Consider the following 19204-nt stretch of genomic DNA (forward strand, 5'->3'; position numbering starts at 1 on the left):
CTCCGGGCATGACGACCGCCGACGTCCCCGAAGCCCCCCGTACCCTCCCCGACGGCCGCCCCGTCCCGCTCATGACGGGCGACGAACGGGCCATGCTGGAGAGCTGGCTGGCCTTTCACCGGGCCACGCTGGAGCAGCGGTGCGCGGGGCTCGACGACGCGCAGCTGCGGCTCGCCCCCGCCGAGCCGTCGACGCTGACGCTGCTGGGGCTGGTCCAGCACGTCGCCGAGGTCGAGCGGAACTGGTTCCAGCGGGTGTTCGGCGGGCTGGACGTGCCGCCGCTGTTCGAGGAGGAGACCGGGTACGCCCTGGACCCGGAGCGGGGGCTCGACGAGGTTCTGGAGTTCTGGCGGCGGGAGGTCGCCCGGGGCCGGGAGCTGTGCGCCGGGCGGTCGCTGGACGACACCGGACGGATCCCCGACGGGCCGATGGCCGGGTGCGAGGTCAGCCTGCGGTGGGTGCTCCTTCACCTCATCGAGGAGTACGCGCGGCACAACGGCCACGCCGACATCCTGCGGGAGCGTATCGACGGGGTGACCGGAGCCTGAATTCAAGGAAATTCGGGAATTCCTTTCATGGATAGCTTTCCCTGGTTCTTCTTCCCCCGTTTTTCGGGACTAAACAAGATGACTTTTCGCCCGGGTTTCAATCATGTGATGTACTCCACATAACCGTCTTATTTGTCCCTTTTATGGTGGGACAAACCACCACATTCATCCGCCGCGCGCCAGTGCGCCGGTCCCTGCGCCCGTGCATTTTTGAATTTGCCTCGCTAAATTCAATCCGCATGACTGCCGCACAAGCAGACCTGCTCATCGACCGCCCGTCGGTGACCGACGGCGCCGCGCTCTGGCGTATCGCCAAGGACTCCGGAACGCTCGATCTGAACTCCTCGTACAGCTATCTCCTGTGGTGCCGGGACTTCGCGGCCACCTCGGTGGTGGCACGTGCGGCGGACGGTGAGCCCGTCGGCTTCGTCACCGGATACGTACGGCCGGATCGTCCGCACACCCTGCTGGTCTGGCAGGTGGCGGTCGACGCGGCCTACCGGGGACGCGGCATCGCGGCCGCACTGCTCGACGGACTGACCGAACGGGTCGGCGGCGAGCGGCAGATCACGCACGTCGAGACGACCATCACGCCGGACAACACCGCGTCCGCGCGTCTGTTCACCTCGTACGCAGCCCGCCACGGCGCCTCGGTCACCCGCGAGGTGCTGTTCGACGCGGCGCTGTTCCCGGACGGCCCCCACGAGCCCGAAGTCCTGTACGTCATCGGCCCGTTGACCCCCACGTCGGCCCGCCCGTCGCATTGAGGAGCGAATCACCGTGACCATCACCCAGCCCGACCTCAGCGTCTTCGAGACCCTTGAGTCCGAGGTGCGCAGCTACTGCCGCGGCTGGCCCACTGTCTTCGACCGTGCACAGGGCAGCCTGATGTACGACGAGGACGGGCACCGGTACCTCGACTTCTTCGCCGGCGCGGGCTCGCTCAACTACGGCCACAACAACCCCGTACTCAAACGAGCGTTGATCGACTACCTGCAGCGTGACGGGGTCACCCACGGGCTCGACATGTCGACCACGGCCAAGCGCTCCTTCCTCCAGGCCTTCCAGGACCTGGTGCTCAGGCCGCGCGACCTGCCGTACAAGGTCATGTTCCCCGGGCCGACCGGCACCAACGCCGTGGAGTCCGCGCTGAAGCTGGCGCGGAAGGTGAAGGGGCGCGAGGCGATCGTGTCGTTCACCAACGCCTTCCACGGCATGTCGCTCGGGTCGCTGGCCGTGACCGGCAACGCCTTCAAGCGGGCCGGGGCCGGGATTCCGCTGGTGCACGGCACGCCGATGCCCTTCGACAACTACTTCGAGGGCACCGTGCCGGACTTCCTGTGGTTCGAGCGGCTGCTGGAGGACCAGGGCTCCGGTCTCAACAAGCCGGCCGCGGTGATCGTGGAGACCGTGCAGGGCGAGGGCGGCATCAACGTCGCCCGGCCCGAATGGCTGCGCGCCCTCAAGGAGCTGTGCGAGCGGCAGGACATGCTGCTGATCGTCGACGACATCCAGATGGGCTGCGGCCGTACCGGCGCCTTCTTCTCCTTCGAGGAGTCCGGCATCGTGCCCGACATCGTCACGGTGTCGAAGTCCATCAGCGGCTACGGACTGCCCATGTCGCTGTGCCTGTTCACGCCCGAGCTGGACGTCTGGGAGCCGGGCGAGCACAACGGCACCTTCCGCGGCAACAACCCCGCGTTCGTGACGGCCGCCGCCGCCCTGGAGACATACTGGAGCGACGGCTCCGCCATGGAGAAGCAGACGCGGGCCCGTGGCGAGCAGGTCGAGCAGGCGCTGATCAACATCACCGAGGAGAACCTCGCCGACATCAAGGAGTACCGCGGCCGGGGACTCGTGTGGGGGCTGGAGTTCCACGAGAAGGAGCGGGCCGGCCGGGTCGCGCGCCGCGCCTTCGAACTCGGGCTGCTCATCGAGACGTCGGGACCGGAGAGCGAGGTCGTCAAGCTGCTGCCCGCGCTCACCATCACCCCCGAGGAGCTGGACGAGGGACTGAGCGTCCTCGCCCGCGCCGTCCGCGAGACCGTCTAGCGATCCCTAGCGATCCGTACGGCAGGCCGGTCGCCGGCCCGGCGGCCGGCCGTCCATTCCGCAAGGAGGAAGTGCACCACCGTGATCGTCCGTTCGTTCAAGGAGATTGAAGGCACCGACCGCCATGTGAAGGCGGCGTCGGGCACCTGGGAGAGCAAGCGCATCGTCCTCGCCAAGGAGCGGGTCGGCTTCTCTCTGCACGAGACCGTGCTGTACGCCGGGACGGAGACGTCGATGTGGTACGCCAACCACATCGAGGCCGTCGTCTGCGTCGAGGGCGAGGCCGAGCTCACCGACCTCGAGACCGGGAAGGTCCACACGATCACCCCCGGGACGATGTACCTCCTCGACGGGCACGAGCGGCATACGCTCCGCATCAAGGAGGACTTCCGCTGCATCTGCGTGTTCAACCCGCCCGTGACCGGACGAGAGGACCACGACGAGAACGGCGTCTACCCCCTGCTCACCGAGCCCGAGGAGGTCTGAGCACCATGACCGCAACCGACCTCTACCCCAGCCGTGGCGCCACCGAGGTGGCCGTACCCCGTCAGGACCCCGTCCTGTGGGGGTCGCCCGACGCGCCCGGCCCGATCGACGCCGCCGGCCTCCAGTCGTTCGAGCGGGACGGGTTCCTCGCCATCGACCAGCTGATCACGGATGACGAGGTCGCCGTGTACCAGCAGGAGCTGGACCGGCTGATCAAGGCCCCGGAGATCCGTGCCGACGAGCGCTCGATCATCGAACCGCGGTCGAAGGAGATCCGCTCCGTCTTCGAGGTGCACCGGATCAGCGAGGTGTTCGCGTCCCTGGTCCGTGACGAGCGGGTCGTGGGGCGGGCCCGGCAGATCCTCGGCTCGGACGTGTACGTCCACCAGTCGCGGATCAACGTCAAGCCGGGCTTCGGGGCCAGCGGCTTCTACTGGCACTCGGACTTCGAGACCTGGCACGCCGAGGACGGCCTGCCGAACATGCGCACGGTGTCCGTCTCGATCGCGCTGACCGAGAACCACGACACCAACGGCGGGCTCATGATCATGCCGGGCTCGCACAAGACGTTCCTCGGGTGCGCGGGAGCCACGCCCAAGGACAACTACAAGCAGTCGCTGCAGATGCAGGACGCGGGCACGCCGTCCGACGAGGCGCTGACCGCGCTGGCGAGCGAGCACGGCATCAAGCTCTTCACCGGGAAGGCCGGGTCGGCGACCTGGTTCGACTGCAACGCCATGCACGGGTCCGGCGACAACATCACGCCGTTCCCGCGCAGCAACGTCTTCATCGTGTTCAACAGCGTGGAGAACGCCGCGGTCGAGCCGTTCGCGGCGCCGGTACGGCGGCCGGAGTTCATCGGGGCGAGGGACTTCACCCCGGTGAAGTGACCCGCCTTCCGGCATGACCCCCGAGCACCGGGCCGGGGCCTTCTCGTGGGACGGAAGGCCCCGGCCCGGTCGCGTCGTCAGCCGGACAGCACGTCCAGCAGGCGGTCGACGTCGGTGGGCGTGTTGTACAGGTGGAACGAGGCGCGCAGGTTTCCCGCGCGGACGGAGACCTGGATGCCGGCGCGGTCCAGCTCGGGCTTGCGGTGGTCGAGTCCGGGCACCGAGACGATCGCCGAGCCGGGCGCGGGAAGCGCCTCGTGGCCGAGCGCGGCGAGCCCCGCGCGGAAGCGGTCGGCGAGGGCCACGTCGTGGGCGCGGACGGCGTCGACACCGAGCTCCTCGATCAGCGCGAGCGCATGGCGCACTCCGGCGTAGGTGAAGAGGGCGGGGCTCACGTCGAACCGGCGGGCGGAGTGGGCGAGTTCGGCGACCGGGCCGTAGCAGCTGTCCCACGGGCGCTCCGCCGCGACCCAGCCCGCCAGCACCGGCGTCAGCCCGCCGAAGTTCTCCGGTACGACGAGGAAGGCGGCCCCGTGCGGGCCGAGCAGCCACTTGAAGGTGGTGGCGACCGTGAAGTCGTACGCGTCGGCCTCCATCGGCAGCCAGCCGGCGGCCTGCGAGTAGTCGACGCAGGTACGCGCCCCGTGGGTGCGGGCCGCCTCACGCAGGGCGGGCAGGTCGGCGATCCGCCCGTCGAGGGACTGCGCGGCGCTGACCGCGACGAGCGCGGTGCCGGGGCGGACGGACTCGGCGAGCCGCTCCAGCGGTACGGCGCGCACCTTCAGGTCGCCGCGGGCGTGGAAGGGGGTCACGACGGAGGCGAAGTCGTCCTCGGCGGTGAGGACTTCGGCGCCCGGGGCCAGCGCGGCGGCGACCAGCCCCATGTGGGCGGCGACCGACGGGCCGGCCGCCACCCGGCCGGCCGGGACACCGGCGAGCCGGGCGAAGGACGCCCGGGCGCTCTCCACGTCGGCGAACAGCGGGTCCAGCGGCCTGCCCTCGGCCCGCAGCGCCACGGCCTCGTGCAGGGCGGTGACGACCCGGGCCGGCAGCAGCCCGGTGCTCGCGGTGTTCAGATAGGTGTTCTTCGGGGCGAACTCGGCTCGGACGAGGCTCTCGAAGGTCTCCATGGGACCACTGTGCGGCCCGGCGAAGTCTCCGTCCATTGCGCATTCTTGCGTGGAGCTCCGAAGCAACGCTTATACGTCCCCGCCGAGCCGCGCTTCCCGCCCGTCCGCGCGCCGGGTGTCTCCGCCTCAGCCCTGCGGCACCGCACACCCGTCCGGCCCACAGGCCCCGACGCCGTCGGTGTCCGTCTCGTCGAGCGTCTTCAGCGCCGGGCGCTCGCCCCACGCCTGGGTCAGCGCCCGGGTGAAGACCTCGGCGGGCTGGGCGCCGGACACGCCGTACGTGCGGTCGATGACGAAGAACGGTACGCCGGTGGCCCCGAGCTGCGCGGCCTCGCGCTCGTCGGCGCGGACCTCGTCGGCGTAGGCCTTCGGGTCGGCGAGCACCGCGCGGGCGGCGTCGGCGTCGAGGCCGGCCTCGGCGGCCAGTTCCACCAGCCGCTCGTCGCCCTCGGTGAAGACGGACCGCTCGTCGGCGAAGTTCGCCCGGTAGAGGATCTGGATCAGCTCGTCCTGCCTGCCCTGCTCCTTGGCGAAGTGCAGCAGGCGGTGCATGTCGAAGGTGTTGCCGTGGTCGCGGCCCCGGGTGCGGTAGTCGAGGCCCTCGGCGGCGGCCTGCGCGCCCAGGTTGTCCTCGCCCGCCTGGGCCTGCGCCTCGCTCATGCCGTACTTCCGGGTGAGCATCGTCAGCACCGGCTGGACATCGCCCTTGGCGCGGCCCGGGTCCAGCTCGAAGGACCGGTGCACGACCTCGACCTGGTCACGGTGCGGGAAGGCGTCCAGCGCCTTGTCGAAGCGGGCCTTTCCGACATAGCACCAGGGGCAGGCGATATCGGTCCAGATCTCGACGCGCATGTTCTCGGCTCTCTCCAGGTCGTGCGGTTCGCGGCTTGCCGCGGCTTCTCTCCGTCAGGCGCGTGAACGTTCAAACAGCGGGCTTCATTCCCCGGGCACCGCCAATCGCAGACGGACGTGATGGTCGCCCTCGGCGCGCGGCCGGTCCGGGTCGGGCAGCCAGCCCTGGCGGGCGTAGAAGGCCTGGGCCCGGCGGTTACCGGCGTGCACGTCGAGCACCGCCGTCCGCCTGCCGTCGGCCCGCCACTGCTCCAGACAGGCGGCGTGCAGCGCGGTGCCGATGCCACCGCGCCAGTGGCCCGGGTCGACGTGGAACTGCAGCAGACCGACCGTGTCGGCGGGGGCGCCCTCCGGGGTGCGGAAGGAGGCGATGCCCACCACGCGGGCGTCGCGGACGGCGCACAGCACCTGGCCGTCGGGGCGCTCGATGGCCGCCCGCCACACGGCCGGCCAGTCGGTCCCGGGGTCCGGGAGGCCGTCCGGGTAGTAGGTGGACCGGGCTCGCACCATCAGCTCGGCGACGGTTTCGGCTTCGACGGACAGGGCCGTCCTGATCACGAGGGACTCGACGGTCCGATGCGCTCTGATCATGCAGCGGAAGACGTGCCGGCGCCCGGGGCGGTTGCGAGACGGCCGAACTGTGTCCGGTACGCGCTCGGCGTCAGGCCGGTACGGCGGACCAGATGGGTACGGAGCGAGTCGGCCGTACCGAGACCGCACGCGCGGGCCACCTCGTACCGATGGCCCTCGGCTGCGCGCTGACGGTCCCGCCGCTGACGGCCGTGATGCTGGACGCCGTGCCCGCCGAGCGCGCGGGACTCGCCGCTGGGGTGCTCAACTCCGCGCGGCAGGTGGCCGGCGGGCTGGGGATCGCCGTGTTCGGGGCGCTGGTCTCCGGCGGCTTCACGGCGGGCATGCGCGCGAGCCTGATCGTCAGCGCGGCCCTGTTCGCGCTGACCTGCGCGCTCAGCTCCCGTCTCACGGACCGTCCGGGCGACCGGGCCTGAGCGGCGACACGGTCGATCCCCTGCCCCCTGGCCCTTACTTCACCCCGAGGATCTGCTCCACCGGATCGATCGCGAAGTACACGAGGAACAGCGCGGAGACGCCCCACAGCAGCCAGTTGACCTCCCTGGCCTTGCCGAGCACGGTCTTGATGACGACGTACGCCAGGAAGCCGGCGCCGATGCCGTCGGTGATGGAGTACGTGAACGGCATCGCGGCGATGGTGAGGAAGGCCGGGATGGCGATCTCGTACTTGTCCCAGTCGATGTGCTTGACGTGGGTCATCATCAGGAAGCCGACCGCGATCAGCGCGGGCGCCGCCGCCTGGAGCGGGACGATGGTCAGCAGCGGGGTCAGGAACAGCGCGAGGCCGAAGAGACCGCCGGTGATCAGGTTGGCGAAGCCGGTGCGGGCGCCCTCGCCCACACCGGCCGCCGACTCGATGTAGGCGGTGTTGGAGGAGGCGGAGCCCAGACCGCCGGCGACCGCGGCGGCGCCGTCGATGAACAGGACACGGCCGATGCCCGGCACCTGGCCCCGCTCGTCGAGCAGTCCGGCCTCCGCGCTGATGCCGACGATGGTGCCCATGGCGTCGAAGAAGTCCGACAGCACCAGGGTGAACACCAGCAGCACGGCGGTGAGCACCCCGGCCGCGGCGAAGCCGCCGAACAGGTCGACGTGGCCCACGAGTCCGAAGTCGGGGGCGGCCACGACCTTGTCGGGCACGGTGGGGGTGGTCAGCCCCCAGCTCTTGATGTCGGCGACGGCGTTGACGACCATGGCGACGACCGTCATCGCCACGATGCTGATCAGGATCGCGCCCTTCACCCGCCGCGCGACCAGCGCGACGGTCACCAGCACGCCGAGGCAGAAGACGAGCACGGGCCAGCCGGTCAGACGGCCGGTCATGCCGAGCTGCACGGGCACGGTGGTGTGCGCCGCGTCCGGGATACGGCTGACGAATCCGGCGTCGACGAAGCCGATGAAGGCGATGAACAGGCCGATACCGACGCCGATGGCCTGCTTGAGCTGCTGCGGGATCGCGTTCATGATCGCTTCCCGGAGGCCGGTCAGCACCAGGACGCAGATGAGGATGCCCTCGAGGACGACGAGGCCCATCGCGTCGTCCCAGCTCATCAGCGGGGCCAACTGGAAGGCGACGACGGCGTTGAGGCCGAGGCCCGCGGCGATGGCGAGGGGCAGGTTGCCGCCGACGCCCATGGCGACCGTCATGACACAGGCCACCAGCGCGGTGGCGGTGGCCAGTTGACCGGTGTCGAGCGTGTGGCCGAACTTGTCCTTGGCGCTGCCCAGGATGATCGGGTTCAGGACGAGGATGTACGCCATGGTGAAGAACGTGGCGAAGCCGCCGCGTATCTCCCGGCCGAAGGTGGAGCCCCGTTCGGAGATCCTGAAGTACCGGTCGACGCCGCTTCTCCCCGGGGGTTGGACACGCGGCCGCGCGGCCGCCTTCTGCGTCTCGGACATGGCTGAACTCCTCGTCGCCTCGCGGATGTTGGCTGGATTGTTCCCGCGATCAGCCGGTTTCAGGTTTTCTCCGTGTTACGGAATCGCATTCAGTCCAGGGCCGGTTCCGACGCCGGCTCTGATATCGGTTCCGGTGTCGATGGCAGTGCCGGTTCCGGTGCCGATGGCGGTGCCGGTGCCGGTGCCGGGCGCTCGGTCGGCGGCAGGAAGGCCTCGGCCTGCCGGCGCTCGTCCTCGGTGAGGTCCGTGCGCGCGAGCAGCGGCTCCAGCACCGCCTCGGCGGCCGAGACGAAAAAGCCCTCCGTGGTGCCGTCGACGTTGTGCTCCAGCCAGGCCAGAGTCAACGCGACGACCTGGCGGACCTCGGCGGGGGCGAGATCGGTCATGGGGAGCAGTGCCATCAGGACGAAGCGCGTCCGCCAGACGGGCACGTGTTCGTCCAGCCAGGACAGCGCCCAGGCGGCCGCCGTCGCCCGCTGGGCCGCGGTGAGGTCGGGGCGGGTGAGGTACGGCTCCAGGAGGAAACTGACGTCGTACGCCAGGGGGTCCGCCCGCACGGTGTCGACGACCAGGCGGATGACCTCACGGGTCTGCTCGGGAGCCAGGTCGGTGCGCAGCACGAGGGGGTTGAGCACCCGCCAGGAATCCGGAGCCGCGTGCCCGGCCACCCAGTGGAGGACGAAGTCGGCGAAGCGACCGGCCTGTTCGGGACTCAGGTCGGTGCGCCTGAGGAGGGGCCCCAGGACATGGGGGGCGTGGCGCGGGCTGTTGCGTCCCAGCCAGGTCCGGGTGCGGTCGAAGGCCTGGTCGATCTCGTCGGCGGTGAGCCGCTCCTGCGCGTTCATCGGACCCAGGACGTGGCGCGCCTCGTTGAGGACGCCGTAGTCGTCCAGCCAGCTCAGGGCGTGGGTCATGATCCGGCGGGTCTCGTCCGGGGTGAGGTCGGTGCGGGCCAGCAGGGGTTCCAGGACGAAGCGCGCCTCGCGCCGGGACACGTGCGCGGTGAGCCACAGGTGGGCGAAGGCGACGACGGCCTGGGCCCGGTCCCCCTTGATCTCCCGGCGGGCGAGCAGCTTGTCCAGGACGAAGCGGGCGTCGGGCGTGGCGACGCGGCGCTGGAGCCAGTCCGCGGCCACGGAGATGCTGCGGTCGAGCTTGTCCGGACCGATCCTCTTGTTCGCGATCAGCGCGCCCAGCGTGTAGGTGGCCTGGGCGCTGTCCGAGTGGTGCTCCAGCCACTGGAAGGCGTAGGCGGCCGCCTGGTCGACCTCCTCGTGAGTGAGCCCGTGGAGCGACATCAGGGGTTGCAGCAGGTACGAGGCGTCGCGCTGGGCCGCGTGGTGGCCCAGCCAGTCCATCGCCGCGCGGACGGCCGGCCGGAACTGCTCCTCGCTCAGCTCGTGATGGGTGAACACGGCCCTGAGGACCTGTACGGCCTCGGGGCGCTCGGTGTTCTCCTCCAGCCAGGTCACCGCCCAGGCGAGGTCCTGGCGCATCTGCTCGTCCGCGGGGCCGTCGTGGGTGGTCAGCCGGCGGGAGAGGGCCTTCGCCTCGCGCGAGGTGGTGCCGTTCTGCTGCAGCCGCCAGGTGGTGGCGGCGACCGCCCGTGCGCGCTCGTCGTCGGACAGTTCCGTGCGGGCCAGCAGCGCCCGCAGGACGAAGTCGGCCTCCGACACGCGGCCGTGCTCGGTGAGCCAGGTCAGCGTCGTGGTGATCGCTCCCCGGGCCTGGGGGCGGGTGAGGTCGGTGCGGGAGAGCAGCGCGTCCAGGGCGTAGCCGGCGGCCCGGCCGGAGCCGTAGCGCCCCAGCCAGCGGGTCGTGCAGCCGATGGCGTACTGGGCCTGGTCCGCCGTGAGGTCGGGGCGGAAGAGCAGCGCGCGCAGGACGTAGTCCGCCACGTCGGCACGGCCGTAGTGGCCGAGCCAGGTCGTCGCCCAGGCGATGGCCTGCCGCGCCTGCTCGTCGGCGAGGTCGGGGCGGGACAGCAGCTTGTTGAGGGTGAAGCTGGCGGCCTGGGACTCGGCGCGCGGGCCCAGCCAGTCGACGGCGAAGGCACGGGCCAGCTCGGCCTCGTACGCGGGCAGTTCGGTCCGGCCGAGCAGCGCCCTGAGGACGTAGCCCGCCTCTTCGGTGTCGCCGTGGTGGCCGAGCCAGGCCGTCGCCCAGGCGATGGCCTGCTGTGCCTGCTCGTCGGCGAGGTCGGGGCGGGAGAGGAGGGCGCCCAGCGCGAAGGTGGCGCCCGGGGTGGTGGCGTGGTTCACCAGCCACTGGCCGGCGAAGCCGACCGCACGAAGGCTCTCCTCCTCCGTCAGGTCGCGCCGCTCCAGCAGGGCGCGGATGAGGAAGTCGGCCTCGACGGTGGGGGCGTGGTGCTCCAGCCACTGCACGGCGAAGCCGACCGCGCGCCGACTCTCGCCCTCCGTCAGGTCGCGTCGCTCCAGCAGCGAACGGATGAGGAAGTCCGCCTCGACCGTCCCGGCGTGCTGCTCCAGCCACTGCACGGCGAACTCGACGGCCCGGCGCCGCTGGCTCCTGGCCAGTTCGGTCCGGGCGAGAAGCCGGGGCAGAACATAGGTGGCGGGCAGTGCGGTGGCGTGCTCCTCCAGCCATCTGAGGGTGACCGAGGCAGTCTGGCGGGCCTCGTTCTCGGTGAGGTCCTTGCGGCTCAGCAGGGTGCGCAGGACCTTGTGCGGCTCGGACAGGGTCCGGTGGTGCCGCAGCCACTCGAGGGCGAGCGCGACCACCCGCCGCACCTCGTCCTCGGTGAGGTCGGTACGGGCGAACAACGGGACCAGGACGAAGGCCACCTGGCGCATGGTGACGTCGTGCTCCGACCACTGCAGCGCGGCGGCGACGGCCTTCCGCGTCTGGTGGGCGGTGAGGTCGGTGCGGGCGAGCAGCGACCTCAGCACGAAGTGGGACTCCAGGACGTCGCCGTTGCGCCGCAGCCAGCCGATCGCGTTGCGCAGGGCCGGCTTCTGCTCGTCGGCCGGTATGTCGGTCCGGCTGAGCAAGGGGCCCAGGACGTAGCTGGCCTCGCGCCGCCAGCCGTGCAGCTCCAGCCAGCGCAGCGCCGCCGGGACGAGCAGCAGGGCGCCGTCGGTGTGCAGGTTCCACAGCCCGCGGTAGAGCACGTGCCGGGCGTTGACACCGTCCCCGAACTCGTCCAGCCAGGGGCCGACGATCTCCTGCCAGTTCTGCACGGCCGCGTCGGACCAGGGCTGCCCCGAGCAGATCGCGCCGAGGGCGTAGCCGCCGGTGTCGGCGTCGAGGCGCATGACGTCGCCTATGGCCTGGGCGTGGTCGGCGAACCACTCGTCCAGGGCCGCGGACACCGCCTCCACGCGCTGGGCCAGGGCGAGGTCGTTCACGAGCCGGGCCAGGTTGGTCGCGTACCGGCCGACCGTGCGCGGGCCGGTGAGGCAGCCGTCGAGGAGGACACGGGTGCCCCGGCGGTCCGGGGTACGGCTGTTGGCAGGGAGGATCACGGACTCGACGAGCTGGTCGCACACCACGTCGTGGGCGGTGGTCAGGACGTCGCCGTCCCCTTCGCGCTCCAGCCAGCCGAGGTCGATCAGGGTGTCGACGATCCGCTCGGCGCGCGACGCCCCGCTCGGCGTACCGGCGGCCAGTGCGGCGGCCGCCGACGCGATCACCTCGTCCCGCCCCTGCGGGCAGGCGGCTGCCGCGGCGGCCGCCGCCACCAGGCTGTCGGAGACGGTGACCTCGTCGAAGGCGGTCCTTTTACGGCCCTCCTGCTCGCGCTGGACGGCGAGGTCGTCCTCCTCCAGCCGGTTGCGCAGCCAGGGTGCGAGGTCGCCGCTCGCCCGCAGCCCGGCCGCGTCGGGGATCGGGAGTTCCTCGACGACCCGGCGCTCCAGTTCCCGGGCGATCAGCAGCGTGATGATGGGGCGGTGGCCGCAGATCTCCCGCATCCAGTCGATGCCGAGGCTGTCGATCGCCCGGGGTGCCACGGTGGCGAGCGCGTGGTCAGCGACGAGCCGCTGGAACTCCTCGTCCTGGCGCAGCACGACCTCGTGGAACAGGTCGTGCAGCGGGACGTGGTCGGCCTTCTGCAGCCAGCCGGGGCGCACCGAGGCGAGCAGGGCGACCTGGATGCCCCGGCGGCGCGCCTCGGGCAGGAGGCGGTGGCGCAGCGCGGTCAGGTCGAGCTGGGCGTCGTGGTTGTCGTCGTCCCTGAGGTACTCGTTGAGGTAGTCGATGACGACGAGGACCGGTCCGCCCTGGGTGAGGACCTGCTGGCTGATCTGCCCGGTGACGGACGACTCCCGGCCGGGGCGGACGTGGAGCACCCGCCAGCCCTCGCTCAGCGCGATCCGGCCGACTTCGAGGCCGGTGCGCGTCTTGCCCGTGCCGGCCGCGCCGACCAGCAGGACACCGCGGTCGTCGGTGTTCCGCAGGCGCTCGAACAGCCGGTGGGGTTCGGCCTTGTGGTCCTGGCCCGGGGAGACGAAGGGCAGGCACTCCGGGGTGAGGTTCTTCTTGAAGCCGCCGAGCCCGTCGACGAAGTCCTGCTGGCCGACGACCGCGGCCAGCGGGTCGGGGGCGGGCTGGGCCGGGGTCCGTTCGGCGGCGGTGTCGGCGGTGACCTGGACCGGGATGCCGGTGAAGGCCCGATTGCGGATGAGGGGGATCTTGTGTCCGTCGCCGCGGGTGGCGATCCGGGGCTCGGGGACGCGCAGGTTCTCCACGACGCGGCCCTTGAGCCGGGAGCGGATGCCCTCGAAGACGTCGGCGGTGCTGAGGTGGCGCTGCTCCTCGCCCCGGCGGCCGTCCGGCAGGGCGCCTGCGAGGCCCTTCTGGAACACCTCGACGAGGGCCAGCGTGAAGACGCTGCCCTCCGGGACGCACAGGGACTCCTGGGTGTCGGCGGCCGAGGTGAGGACGCAGGCGCCCTCGATGGCCAACGACTCGGCGGCCCGGTCCGACGGCTCGTCGCCCATGCGCAGCGCCAGACCGCTGTAGCAGCAGTCCACGATGACGACCTTCCGCTGGGCCGGGGACGCCTCAACGGCCTCGCGGATCCGCTCGTACTCGACGGAGCGATCACGGCGGGCGTGGCTGGAGTCCACGGTGGCGAGGAGCAGCTCACGGCCGTCGCGGTCGTAGTGGCCGTGCCCCGCGTAGTAGACGAGGAGCAGGTCCTCGGCCTCCTCCGCGGCGGTGTACACGGCGTCGAGGACACGGGAGCGGTCGCTGTCCGCGGGCAGGACGACGCAGTCCCCCGCGGTGAGGGGCCCCACGTCCCGGTCGGTCAACTGGGCATGCAGCGCCGGGATGTTCAGGCTGACGCCCGCGAGCTCGGGAAAGTGGCTGAAGGCGTGCACGCCGAAGAACACCGCGCGGGAGCCGCGCGCCGGCTGCCCGGTCATGACCGGGGAGTGCCGGTGTCCGAGCTCCCGTTCTCCAGGCCGCGCAGCAGTTCCGTCAGTTCCGCCACGCTGAGGTGGCTGATGTCGACGGTCGTGGAACCGTGCGTCAGCGTGCGAGCGCCCCGGGCGCCCGTGCTGCCGCGGGCGGTGCGCCAACTGGCGTAGGCGACGGCGAAGTTCGCGATGTCCAGGCCGTGGCTGAACACGACGTCGAGGGCGTCGAGCGCGCCCATCGTGGAGCCGGGGGTGGTGACGGGGGCGACGGGCAGCCGACGGGCGTCCGGGTCGCGCCTCAGCCACGCTTGAAGATCTGTCAGATCCTTTGCGTGGCCGTCACTTTCGATACGGATGCGCATAACCGGCCTCCCCCGTCGCCTGTGCGTCAAGCGAAGCCGATGGTAACGGAATTCAACGCTTTGGGGGGCTGGGGGAACGGGCGTGCTGGACGGGGGACCGACCCCGAGGAGGACCGGTCCCCCGTCCGAGGGCTGCGAGGGCTGCGAGGACTACGAGGGCTGCGAGGACTAGCCGACGAAGTACGTCGGGTTCGGCAGCTTGTACGTCCGGTCCGCGTAGCCGCCGTCCAGGTCCGAGTACTGGTCGCCGAAGTTGGCGATGATGTCGTACCCGAGGTCCTGCTCGATGTGCTTGCGGGTGCCGGACTTGTACTGCACGGTCGTACAGGTCCAGGTGCCCGGGGTGGCGCATGCGCTCAGGTAGGCCGGCGGGTTGGCCTTGTCCTTGAGGAACATGTGGCCGGCGTCGAGGTTCACGTCGGCGCCGACCTTCTTCAGGTTCTCGACGGCGGCGGCGCGCTGGGACTCGCTGAGACCGGAGTTGTAGAAGACCTCGACGCCCTGGGACTCGGCGTACCGGACCAGTTCGGGGCTGCCGAACACGGCGGGGCGGTCGGCCCGGTTCACGTAGTCGTTCCACGTGGTCGCGTTGAACGTGTAGTTGTAGCGCTTCTCGTAGTCGAGGCTGAGCAGCAGGGTGTCGTCGACGTCGAAGACGACCGCGGGCTTGTCGCCCTGCTGCCGGGCCGTGTGCGCCGCCCGGTCGATGTACCGCTTCGCCTGCCTGTCGAGGCCGGCGAGGTCCTGGGCGTACGGGCTGTCCGCGGACGCCTGGTACACACCGTTGCCGTCGAGTGCGGTGCCGTAGTAGGTGTCGATGTCCTTCACCAGGAGCCCGATGTTGTAGGGCTCCTGGGTGGAGTTCGCCGCCGACTGACCGGCGGTGGCCGCGCCCGCGCCGTACAGGGCGCTGCCGGCTACGACACAGGCGGCGGCTATTGCGGCCGCTCTGAGGGACTTCCGCATGGGTTCTCCGGGTCTGTCTGGGTGAGTGGTGCGCCAAGTCACGGACTGTCTACGCGCATCACTCACCGGACAGGTCCCTCTTTATCCGATCGATACACTCACGCCCGGCGCCCCCGGGCGGCCGACTCCGGCCCTACGGCTTCCACTTCGGGTCGCGCCCGCTCAGCCCCACCATCTGATCCAGCAGGGGCGCGTCCTCGGGTACGGCGACGACGGGATCGAAGATGCTGCCGCGGCGGCTCGGGTCGTCGGCCGCGGCGCGCAGGAAGCCGTACGCCGCCTGGAGCGCGGCGGGGTCGGGCATGTAGGGCCGGCCGGTGGCGCGGGCCAGGTCCCAGCCGTGGACCACCAGTTCGTCGGCGGCGACGGCGCCCGCGACCGCGCCGGGCAGGTCCACGCCGCCCGCACGGGTCATCCCGGCCCAGGCGTCCGGGTTCCCCCAGGCCTCCGCGAGTTCGTCCAGCGCCGCGGGGAGGGCCTCGCGCCAGCCGGGACCGACGTCCGGGACGGCGACGTCCGGTGCGGTGTCGGTCGTCGGACCGAACGCCTTGCGCCCGGCGTCCCGGAAGGCCACCGACAGTCCCACCAGGTGGCCGAGCAGATTGCCCACCGCGTAGTCCCCGCACGGTGTGACGGCCGAGAGTTGCTCGTCGGTCACGCCCTCGGCGAGCCGTGCCACGACGCGGGCCTGCGGGCCCAGGTCGACGATCGTGCCGGTCATGCGTATCTCCTCCATGTCTCCTCCGGGATCTCCTCCGGAGTCCGGTCCCGTCAGGGTCCATCAGGTCGGACCTACGGGCGACGCGAAACTCATCGGTCAGCGGCGCCCCGATGGCGCGCCATCCGGATTTCCCGGTCATCTGCCCGATGCCCACACCCCCGCCTTAGACCCACGATGACCAGGCATGACGACTTCCTGGCCGATGACCCGTGTCCTGCGGAACCGGAACGCGGGGCTGGCCCTCGCGGGTGTGGTGGTGTCCGGGTTCGGCACGTCGGCGCTGTGGCTGGCGTCGGGCGTGTGGGTGAAGGACCTCACCGGCTCGAACGCCCTGGCCGCGCTGTGCGTGCTCGCGCTGTGGCTGTCGACGCCGGCCGGCCCGGCGCTCGGCACCCTCGCCGACCGCTTCCGCCGCAAGCCCCTCCTCCTCGCCACCAACCTGTGCCTGGCCGGTCTCCTCCTCACCCTCCTCACCGTCCGCTCCCAGGACGGGCTCTGGCTCCTCTTCGCCGTCCTGTTCGTCTACGGCGCCACCGGCGTCGTCCAGACGGCCGCCGAGTCCGCCCTCGTCACCGCAGCAGTCGATCCCGGCCTTCTCGGTGACTTCAACGGGCTGCGGATGACCGCCACCGAGGGCATGAAGCTCGTGGCCCCGCTGACCGGCGCGGGTCTCTACGCGGCGTACGGCGGAGGGGCCGTGGCCCTCCTGGACGCGGTCACCTTCGTCCTGGCCGGCGGGCTGTGCGCCCTCCTGCGCGTGCACGAGCAACGTCCGCAGCCGCCCGTCGGCGGCTGGCGGGAGCGGACCGCCGAGGGCGCCCGCCACCTGTGGGCGCGCCCGGAAACGCGGCGCCTGGTCCTGGCGGGTGGCGCCACCATGCTGTTCGCGGCGGTGAACGGGGCGCTGATCCACGCCGTCGTGGACGGCCTCGGCCGCTCCCCCGCCTACGCCGGTGTGCTGTACGCAGTACAGGGCACCGGCTCGGTGGCGGCCGGCCTGGTCTCCGGGCCGGCGCTGCGGCGGCTGGGCGAGCGCGGGTTCGCGGCGTGCGGGATCGCGCTCACGGCCGTCGCGGTGGCCGTGCGGGCGGTCCCGTCCGATCCGGTGGCGCTGGCGTGCAGCGGGGCGATCGGCCTGGGACTGCCGTGCGTGCTCGTCGCCGCGCTGACCCGGGTGCAGCGCGAGACGCCGGCGCCGCTGCTGGGCCGTACGACCGCCACGGCCGGCACCCTGATGTTCACGCCGAACGTGGTGGGGCTGGCCGCCGGGGCGGGACTGGTCGAACTGGCCGATTTCCGGATGCTGTTGGCCCTGTCCGGGCTGGGGCTCGCCGCGACGGCCGGCTGCCTGGTAGTGCGTGGGTTCCCGCGCCCACGCGCCCGTTGATCCAAGGAGACCGAGGATGCCCGCTCCCCGCACCGTCCTGCTCACCGGCGCCGCCGGCGGGCTCGGCACTCTGATGCGCTCCCTGCTCCCGGAGTACGGCTACACACTGCGCCTGTTCGACGCGCGCCCCGTCGCGGGCGAGCCGGACGCGATCACCGCGGACCTCGGTGACACGGACGCTCTGCGCGAGGCCGTGCGGGGCGTCGACGCGATCGTGCACCTCGCGGGGATATCCCTGGAGGCGCCGTTCGAGCAGATCCTCAGGTCGAACATCGAGGGCACGTACCACCTGTACGAGGCCGCGCGCCGGGAGGGCGTGGCGCGGATCGTCTTCGCCTCCTCCAACCACGCGGTCGGCTTCACCCCGGTCCCGCGCGACGGCACCCCGCTGATCCCGGTCGGCACACCGCGCCGTCCCGACACCTTCTACGGCCTGTCCAAGTCCTTCGGCGAGGACCTCGCCCAGCTCTACTGGGACAGGCACGGGCTGGAGACGGTCTCCGTGCGCATCGGCTCCTGCTTCCCGGAGCCGACGAGCGTGCGGATGCTGTCGATCTGGCTGAGCCCGGCCGACGCCGCGCGCCTCTTCCACTCGGCCCTGACCGCCGAGGGCGTGGGGCACACGGTCGTCTACGGCTCGTCCGCCAACACGCGCCTGTGGTGGGACCTGACGGCCGCGCGGGCGCTCGGCTACGACCCGCGGGACGACTCCGAACCGTACGCCGCGCGGCTTCTCGCGGAGCGGGGCGTACCGGATCCGGGCGATCCGTCCGAGGCCCGCCTGGGCGGCCACTTCGTCACCGACCCGCCGATCTGGCCGCATTGACACGGCCAACACCGGAAACGCGGCGACGCGGCTCGCGGCGGAAAATGATCGTTTGCGCGGGCGGACGGGCACCGAACGGGCCCGTTCGCCCGCGCAATCGGGCACGGACGATGCCCGTTCCCACCCCCCGTGCCACAGCACCGCAGGTCCGAGACGGGCACGCCGCACGGCAAACGGACCCAGACGGGCAGCATCAGGTCCGCAACAGGCCTGGTCAGCACCGCGTGCCCGCTGTAGAACTTCCCCCAAGGCCCCCAGCGGGCCCGAACGGGCAGCTCAGCAGGCAGATGCGGCAAGGCAGGTGACAGGAATGGGCACGCGGACGGCGGAGGAGCGCCAACGGGAGATCGTGCGGGCCGCGCGCGCGACCGGCGCGGTCGATGTCACCGTGCTCGCCGCCGAGTTGGGCGTGGCGAAGGAGACCATCCGTCGTGATCTGCGCTGCCTGGAGGACCACGGCCTGGTGCGCCGTACGCATGGTGGCGCCTATCCGGTGGAGAGCGCGGGGTTCGAGACGACGCTGGCGTTCCGGGCCACCAGCCATGTGCCCGAGAAGCGCCGGATCGCGACCGCCGCGGCCGAGTTGCTCGGGGACGCCGAGACGGTCTTCGTCGACGAGGGCTTCACCCCGCAGCTCATCGCCGAGGCCCTGCCCGGGGACCGCCCGCTGACCGTGGTCACCGCGTCCCTGCCGGTCGCGGGCGCCCTCGCCGAGGCCGAGAACATCTCGGTGCTGCTCCTCGGCGGCCGGGTCCGCTCCGGCACGCTGGCGACCGTCGACCACTGGACGACGAAGATGCTCGCCGGCTTCGTCGTCGACCTCGCCTACATCGGCGCCAACGGCATCTCCCGCGAACACGGCCTGACCACCCCCGACCCCGCGGTCAGCGAGGTCAAGACGCAGGCCGTCCGGGCCGCCCGCCGCACCGTCTTCGCGGGCGTGCACACCAAGTTCGGCGCGGTCAGCTTCTGCCGGTTCGCCGAGATCGGCGCGCTGGAGGCGATCGTGACGAGCACGCTGCTTCCGGCGACCGAGGCCCACCGGTACTCGCTGCTGGGGCCGCAGGTCATCCGGGTCTGAACGCCGACCCACCTGTTCACCAG

16 protein-coding genes and 2 pseudogenes are annotated in these 19204 nt (G+C 71.5%); 9 read left to right on the top strand and 9 right to left on the bottom strand.

Annotated elements, in window-relative coordinates; all coding sequences use genetic code 11:
• Positions 1-8: 8 nt before the first annotated feature.
• The 5 genes from ABZ910_RS02960 (at position 9) to thpD (ending at position 3976) form a co-directional block, all read left to right on the top strand.
• On the top strand, positions 9-548 hold the full coding sequence (locus ABZ910_RS02960; RefSeq protein WP_361358224.1) for a DinB family protein: 540 nt from the start codon (positions 9-11) through the stop codon (positions 546-548).
• A 239-nt stretch (positions 549-787) separates the two neighbouring features.
• Positions 788-1315: a diaminobutyrate acetyltransferase gene (gene ectA / locus ABZ910_RS02965; RefSeq protein ID WP_361358227.1), complete on the top strand. Its 528-nt coding sequence runs from the start codon at positions 788-790 to the stop codon at positions 1313-1315.
• Positions 1316-1328: 13 nt separating this feature from the next.
• Positions 1329-2600: a diaminobutyrate--2-oxoglutarate transaminase gene (gene ectB / locus ABZ910_RS02970; RefSeq protein WP_361358230.1), complete on the top strand. Its 1272-nt coding sequence runs from the start codon at positions 1329-1331 to the stop codon at positions 2598-2600.
• Positions 2601-2681: 81 nt separating this feature from the next.
• The gene (locus ABZ910_RS02975; RefSeq protein ID WP_361358233.1) at positions 2682-3086 is read left to right on the top strand and encodes an ectoine synthase; all 405 of its coding nucleotides are present in this window, start codon (positions 2682-2684) and stop codon (positions 3084-3086) included.
• Positions 3083-3976 carry an ectoine hydroxylase gene (gene thpD, locus ABZ910_RS02980; RefSeq protein ID WP_361359066.1) on the top strand — a complete coding sequence of 298 codons (894 nt, stop codon included), beginning with the start codon at positions 3083-3085 and terminating at the stop codon, positions 3974-3976. Before ABZ910_RS02975 ends, thpD begins: the two co-directional genes overlap by 4 nt.
• Positions 3977-4053: 77 nt before the next feature.
• Here thpD and ABZ910_RS02985 read toward each other — a convergent pair whose 3' ends face one another.
• The 4 genes and pseudogenes from ABZ910_RS02985 to ABZ910_RS03000 form a co-directional block, all read right to left on the bottom strand.
• Complete coding sequence (locus tag ABZ910_RS02985) at positions 4054-5106, bottom strand: aminotransferase class V-fold PLP-dependent enzyme (RefSeq protein ID WP_361358236.1); 1053 nt, start codon at positions 5104-5106, stop codon at positions 4054-4056.
• Positions 5107-5232: 126 nt separating this feature from the next.
• On the bottom strand, positions 5233-5958 hold the full coding sequence (locus ABZ910_RS02990; RefSeq protein WP_361358239.1) for a DsbA family oxidoreductase: 726 nt from the start codon (positions 5956-5958) through the stop codon (positions 5233-5235).
• An 84-nt stretch (positions 5959-6042) separates the two neighbouring features.
• Complete coding sequence (locus ABZ910_RS02995) at positions 6043-6549, bottom strand: GNAT family N-acetyltransferase (protein WP_361358242.1); 507 nt, start codon at positions 6547-6549, stop codon at positions 6043-6045.
• Positions 6546-6692: pseudogene (locus ABZ910_RS03000) on the bottom strand (AraC family transcriptional regulator); the annotation flags it as partial. The gene ABZ910_RS02995 and the pseudogene ABZ910_RS03000, both read right to left, overlap by 4 nt.
• On the opposite strand from ABZ910_RS03000, the pseudogene ABZ910_RS03005 reads away from it, so the two are divergent.
• Positions 6690-6965: pseudogene (locus ABZ910_RS03005) on the top strand (MFS transporter); the annotation flags it as partial. The pseudogenes ABZ910_RS03000 and ABZ910_RS03005 overlap by 3 nt on opposite strands.
• A gap of 34 nt (positions 6966-6999) precedes the next feature.
• Here the strand turns inward: ABZ910_RS03005 and ABZ910_RS03010 are convergent.
• From ABZ910_RS03010 to ABZ910_RS03030, 5 genes are all read right to left on the bottom strand, one after another.
• A complete protein-coding gene (locus ABZ910_RS03010) occupies positions 7000-8451 on the bottom strand; it encodes an NCS2 family permease (protein WP_361358245.1) in 1452 nt (483 codons plus the stop codon).
• A gap of 89 nt (positions 8452-8540) precedes the next feature.
• Positions 8541-13844, bottom strand: coding sequence for a caspase family protein (locus tag ABZ910_RS03015; protein WP_361358248.1), 5304 nt, complete (start codon positions 13842-13844; stop codon positions 8541-8543).
• Complete coding sequence (locus ABZ910_RS03020; protein ID WP_361358250.1) at positions 13841-14200, bottom strand: hypothetical protein; 360 nt, start codon at positions 14198-14200, stop codon at positions 13841-13843. The genes ABZ910_RS03015 and ABZ910_RS03020 overlap by 4 nt, the downstream gene beginning before the upstream one ends.
• A gap of 168 nt (positions 14201-14368) precedes the next feature.
• The gene (locus ABZ910_RS03025) at positions 14369-15166 is read right to left on the bottom strand and encodes an HAD family acid phosphatase (RefSeq protein ID WP_361358253.1); all 798 of its coding nucleotides are present in this window, start codon (positions 15164-15166) and stop codon (positions 14369-14371) included.
• A 133-nt stretch (positions 15167-15299) separates the two neighbouring features.
• A complete protein-coding gene (locus ABZ910_RS03030) occupies positions 15300-15887 on the bottom strand; it encodes a TIGR03086 family metal-binding protein (RefSeq protein ID WP_361358256.1) in 588 nt (195 codons plus the stop codon).
• A 184-nt stretch (positions 15888-16071) separates the two neighbouring features.
• Here ABZ910_RS03030 and ABZ910_RS03035 point away from each other — a divergent pair, with 184 nt between their 5' ends.
• The 3 genes from ABZ910_RS03035 (at position 16072) to ABZ910_RS03045 (ending at position 19181) form a co-directional block, all read left to right on the top strand.
• Positions 16072-17274 carry an MFS transporter gene (locus ABZ910_RS03035; protein ID WP_361358259.1) on the top strand — a complete coding sequence of 401 codons (1203 nt, stop codon included), beginning with the start codon at positions 16072-16074 and terminating at the stop codon, positions 17272-17274.
• Positions 17275-17290: 16 nt separating this feature from the next.
• Positions 17291-18100 (top strand): NAD(P)-dependent oxidoreductase, encoded by an 810-nt coding sequence (locus tag ABZ910_RS03040; protein ID WP_361358261.1) that lies wholly within the window; start codon positions 17291-17293, stop codon positions 18098-18100.
• Between the two features lie 310 nt (positions 18101-18410).
• Positions 18411-19181, top strand: a complete 771-nt coding sequence (locus ABZ910_RS03045; RefSeq protein ID WP_361358264.1) for a DeoR/GlpR family DNA-binding transcription regulator — start codon at positions 18411-18413, stop codon at positions 19179-19181.
• Positions 19182-19204: the final 23 nt, after the last annotated feature.

It is taken from the genome of Streptomyces sp. NPDC046805, from assembly GCF_040645355.1.
Classification (GTDB): domain Bacteria; phylum Actinomycetota; class Actinomycetes; order Streptomycetales; family Streptomycetaceae; genus Streptomyces.

Bases quoted from the DNA above. Each gene is read 5' to 3' on its own strand.
- ABZ910_RS02995 (WP_361358242.1), bottom strand. From the start codon at position 6,549: ATGATCAGAGCGCATCGGACCGTCGAGTCCCTCGTGATCAGGACGGCC.
- ABZ910_RS03035 (WP_361358259.1), top strand. From the start codon at position 16,072: ATGACGACTTCCTGGCCGATGACCCGTGTCCTGCGGAACCGGAACGCG.
- ABZ910_RS03045 (WP_361358264.1), top strand. From the start codon at position 18,411: ATGGGCACGCGGACGGCGGAGGAGCGCCAACGGGAGATCGTGCGGGCC.
- ectA (WP_361358227.1), top strand. From the start codon at position 788: ATGACTGCCGCACAAGCAGACCTGCTCATCGACCGCCCGTCGGTGACC.
- ABZ910_RS02990 (WP_361358239.1), bottom strand. From the start codon at position 5,958: ATGCGCGTCGAGATCTGGACCGATATCGCCTGCCCCTGGTGCTATGTC.
- ABZ910_RS03030 (WP_361358256.1), bottom strand. From the start codon at position 15,887: ATGACCGGCACGATCGTCGACCTGGGCCCGCAGGCCCGCGTCGTGGCA.
- ABZ910_RS03025 (WP_361358253.1), bottom strand. From the start codon at position 15,166: ATGCGGAAGTCCCTCAGAGCGGCCGCAATAGCCGCCGCCTGTGTCGTA.
- ABZ910_RS03015 (WP_361358248.1), bottom strand. From the start codon at position 13,844: ATGACCGGGCAGCCGGCGCGCGGCTCCCGCGCGGTGTTCTTCGGCGTG.
- ABZ910_RS03040 (WP_361358261.1), top strand. From the start codon at position 17,291: ATGCCCGCTCCCCGCACCGTCCTGCTCACCGGCGCCGCCGGCGGGCTC.
- ABZ910_RS02960 (WP_361358224.1), top strand. From the start codon at position 9: ATGACGACCGCCGACGTCCCCGAAGCCCCCCGTACCCTCCCCGACGGC.
- ABZ910_RS02985 (WP_361358236.1), bottom strand. From the start codon at position 5,106: ATGGAGACCTTCGAGAGCCTCGTCCGAGCCGAGTTCGCCCCGAAGAAC.
- ABZ910_RS03020 (WP_361358250.1), bottom strand. From the start codon at position 14,200: ATGCGCATCCGTATCGAAAGTGACGGCCACGCAAAGGATCTGACAGAT.
- ABZ910_RS03010 (WP_361358245.1), bottom strand. From the start codon at position 8,451: ATGTCCGAGACGCAGAAGGCGGCCGCGCGGCCGCGTGTCCAACCCCCG.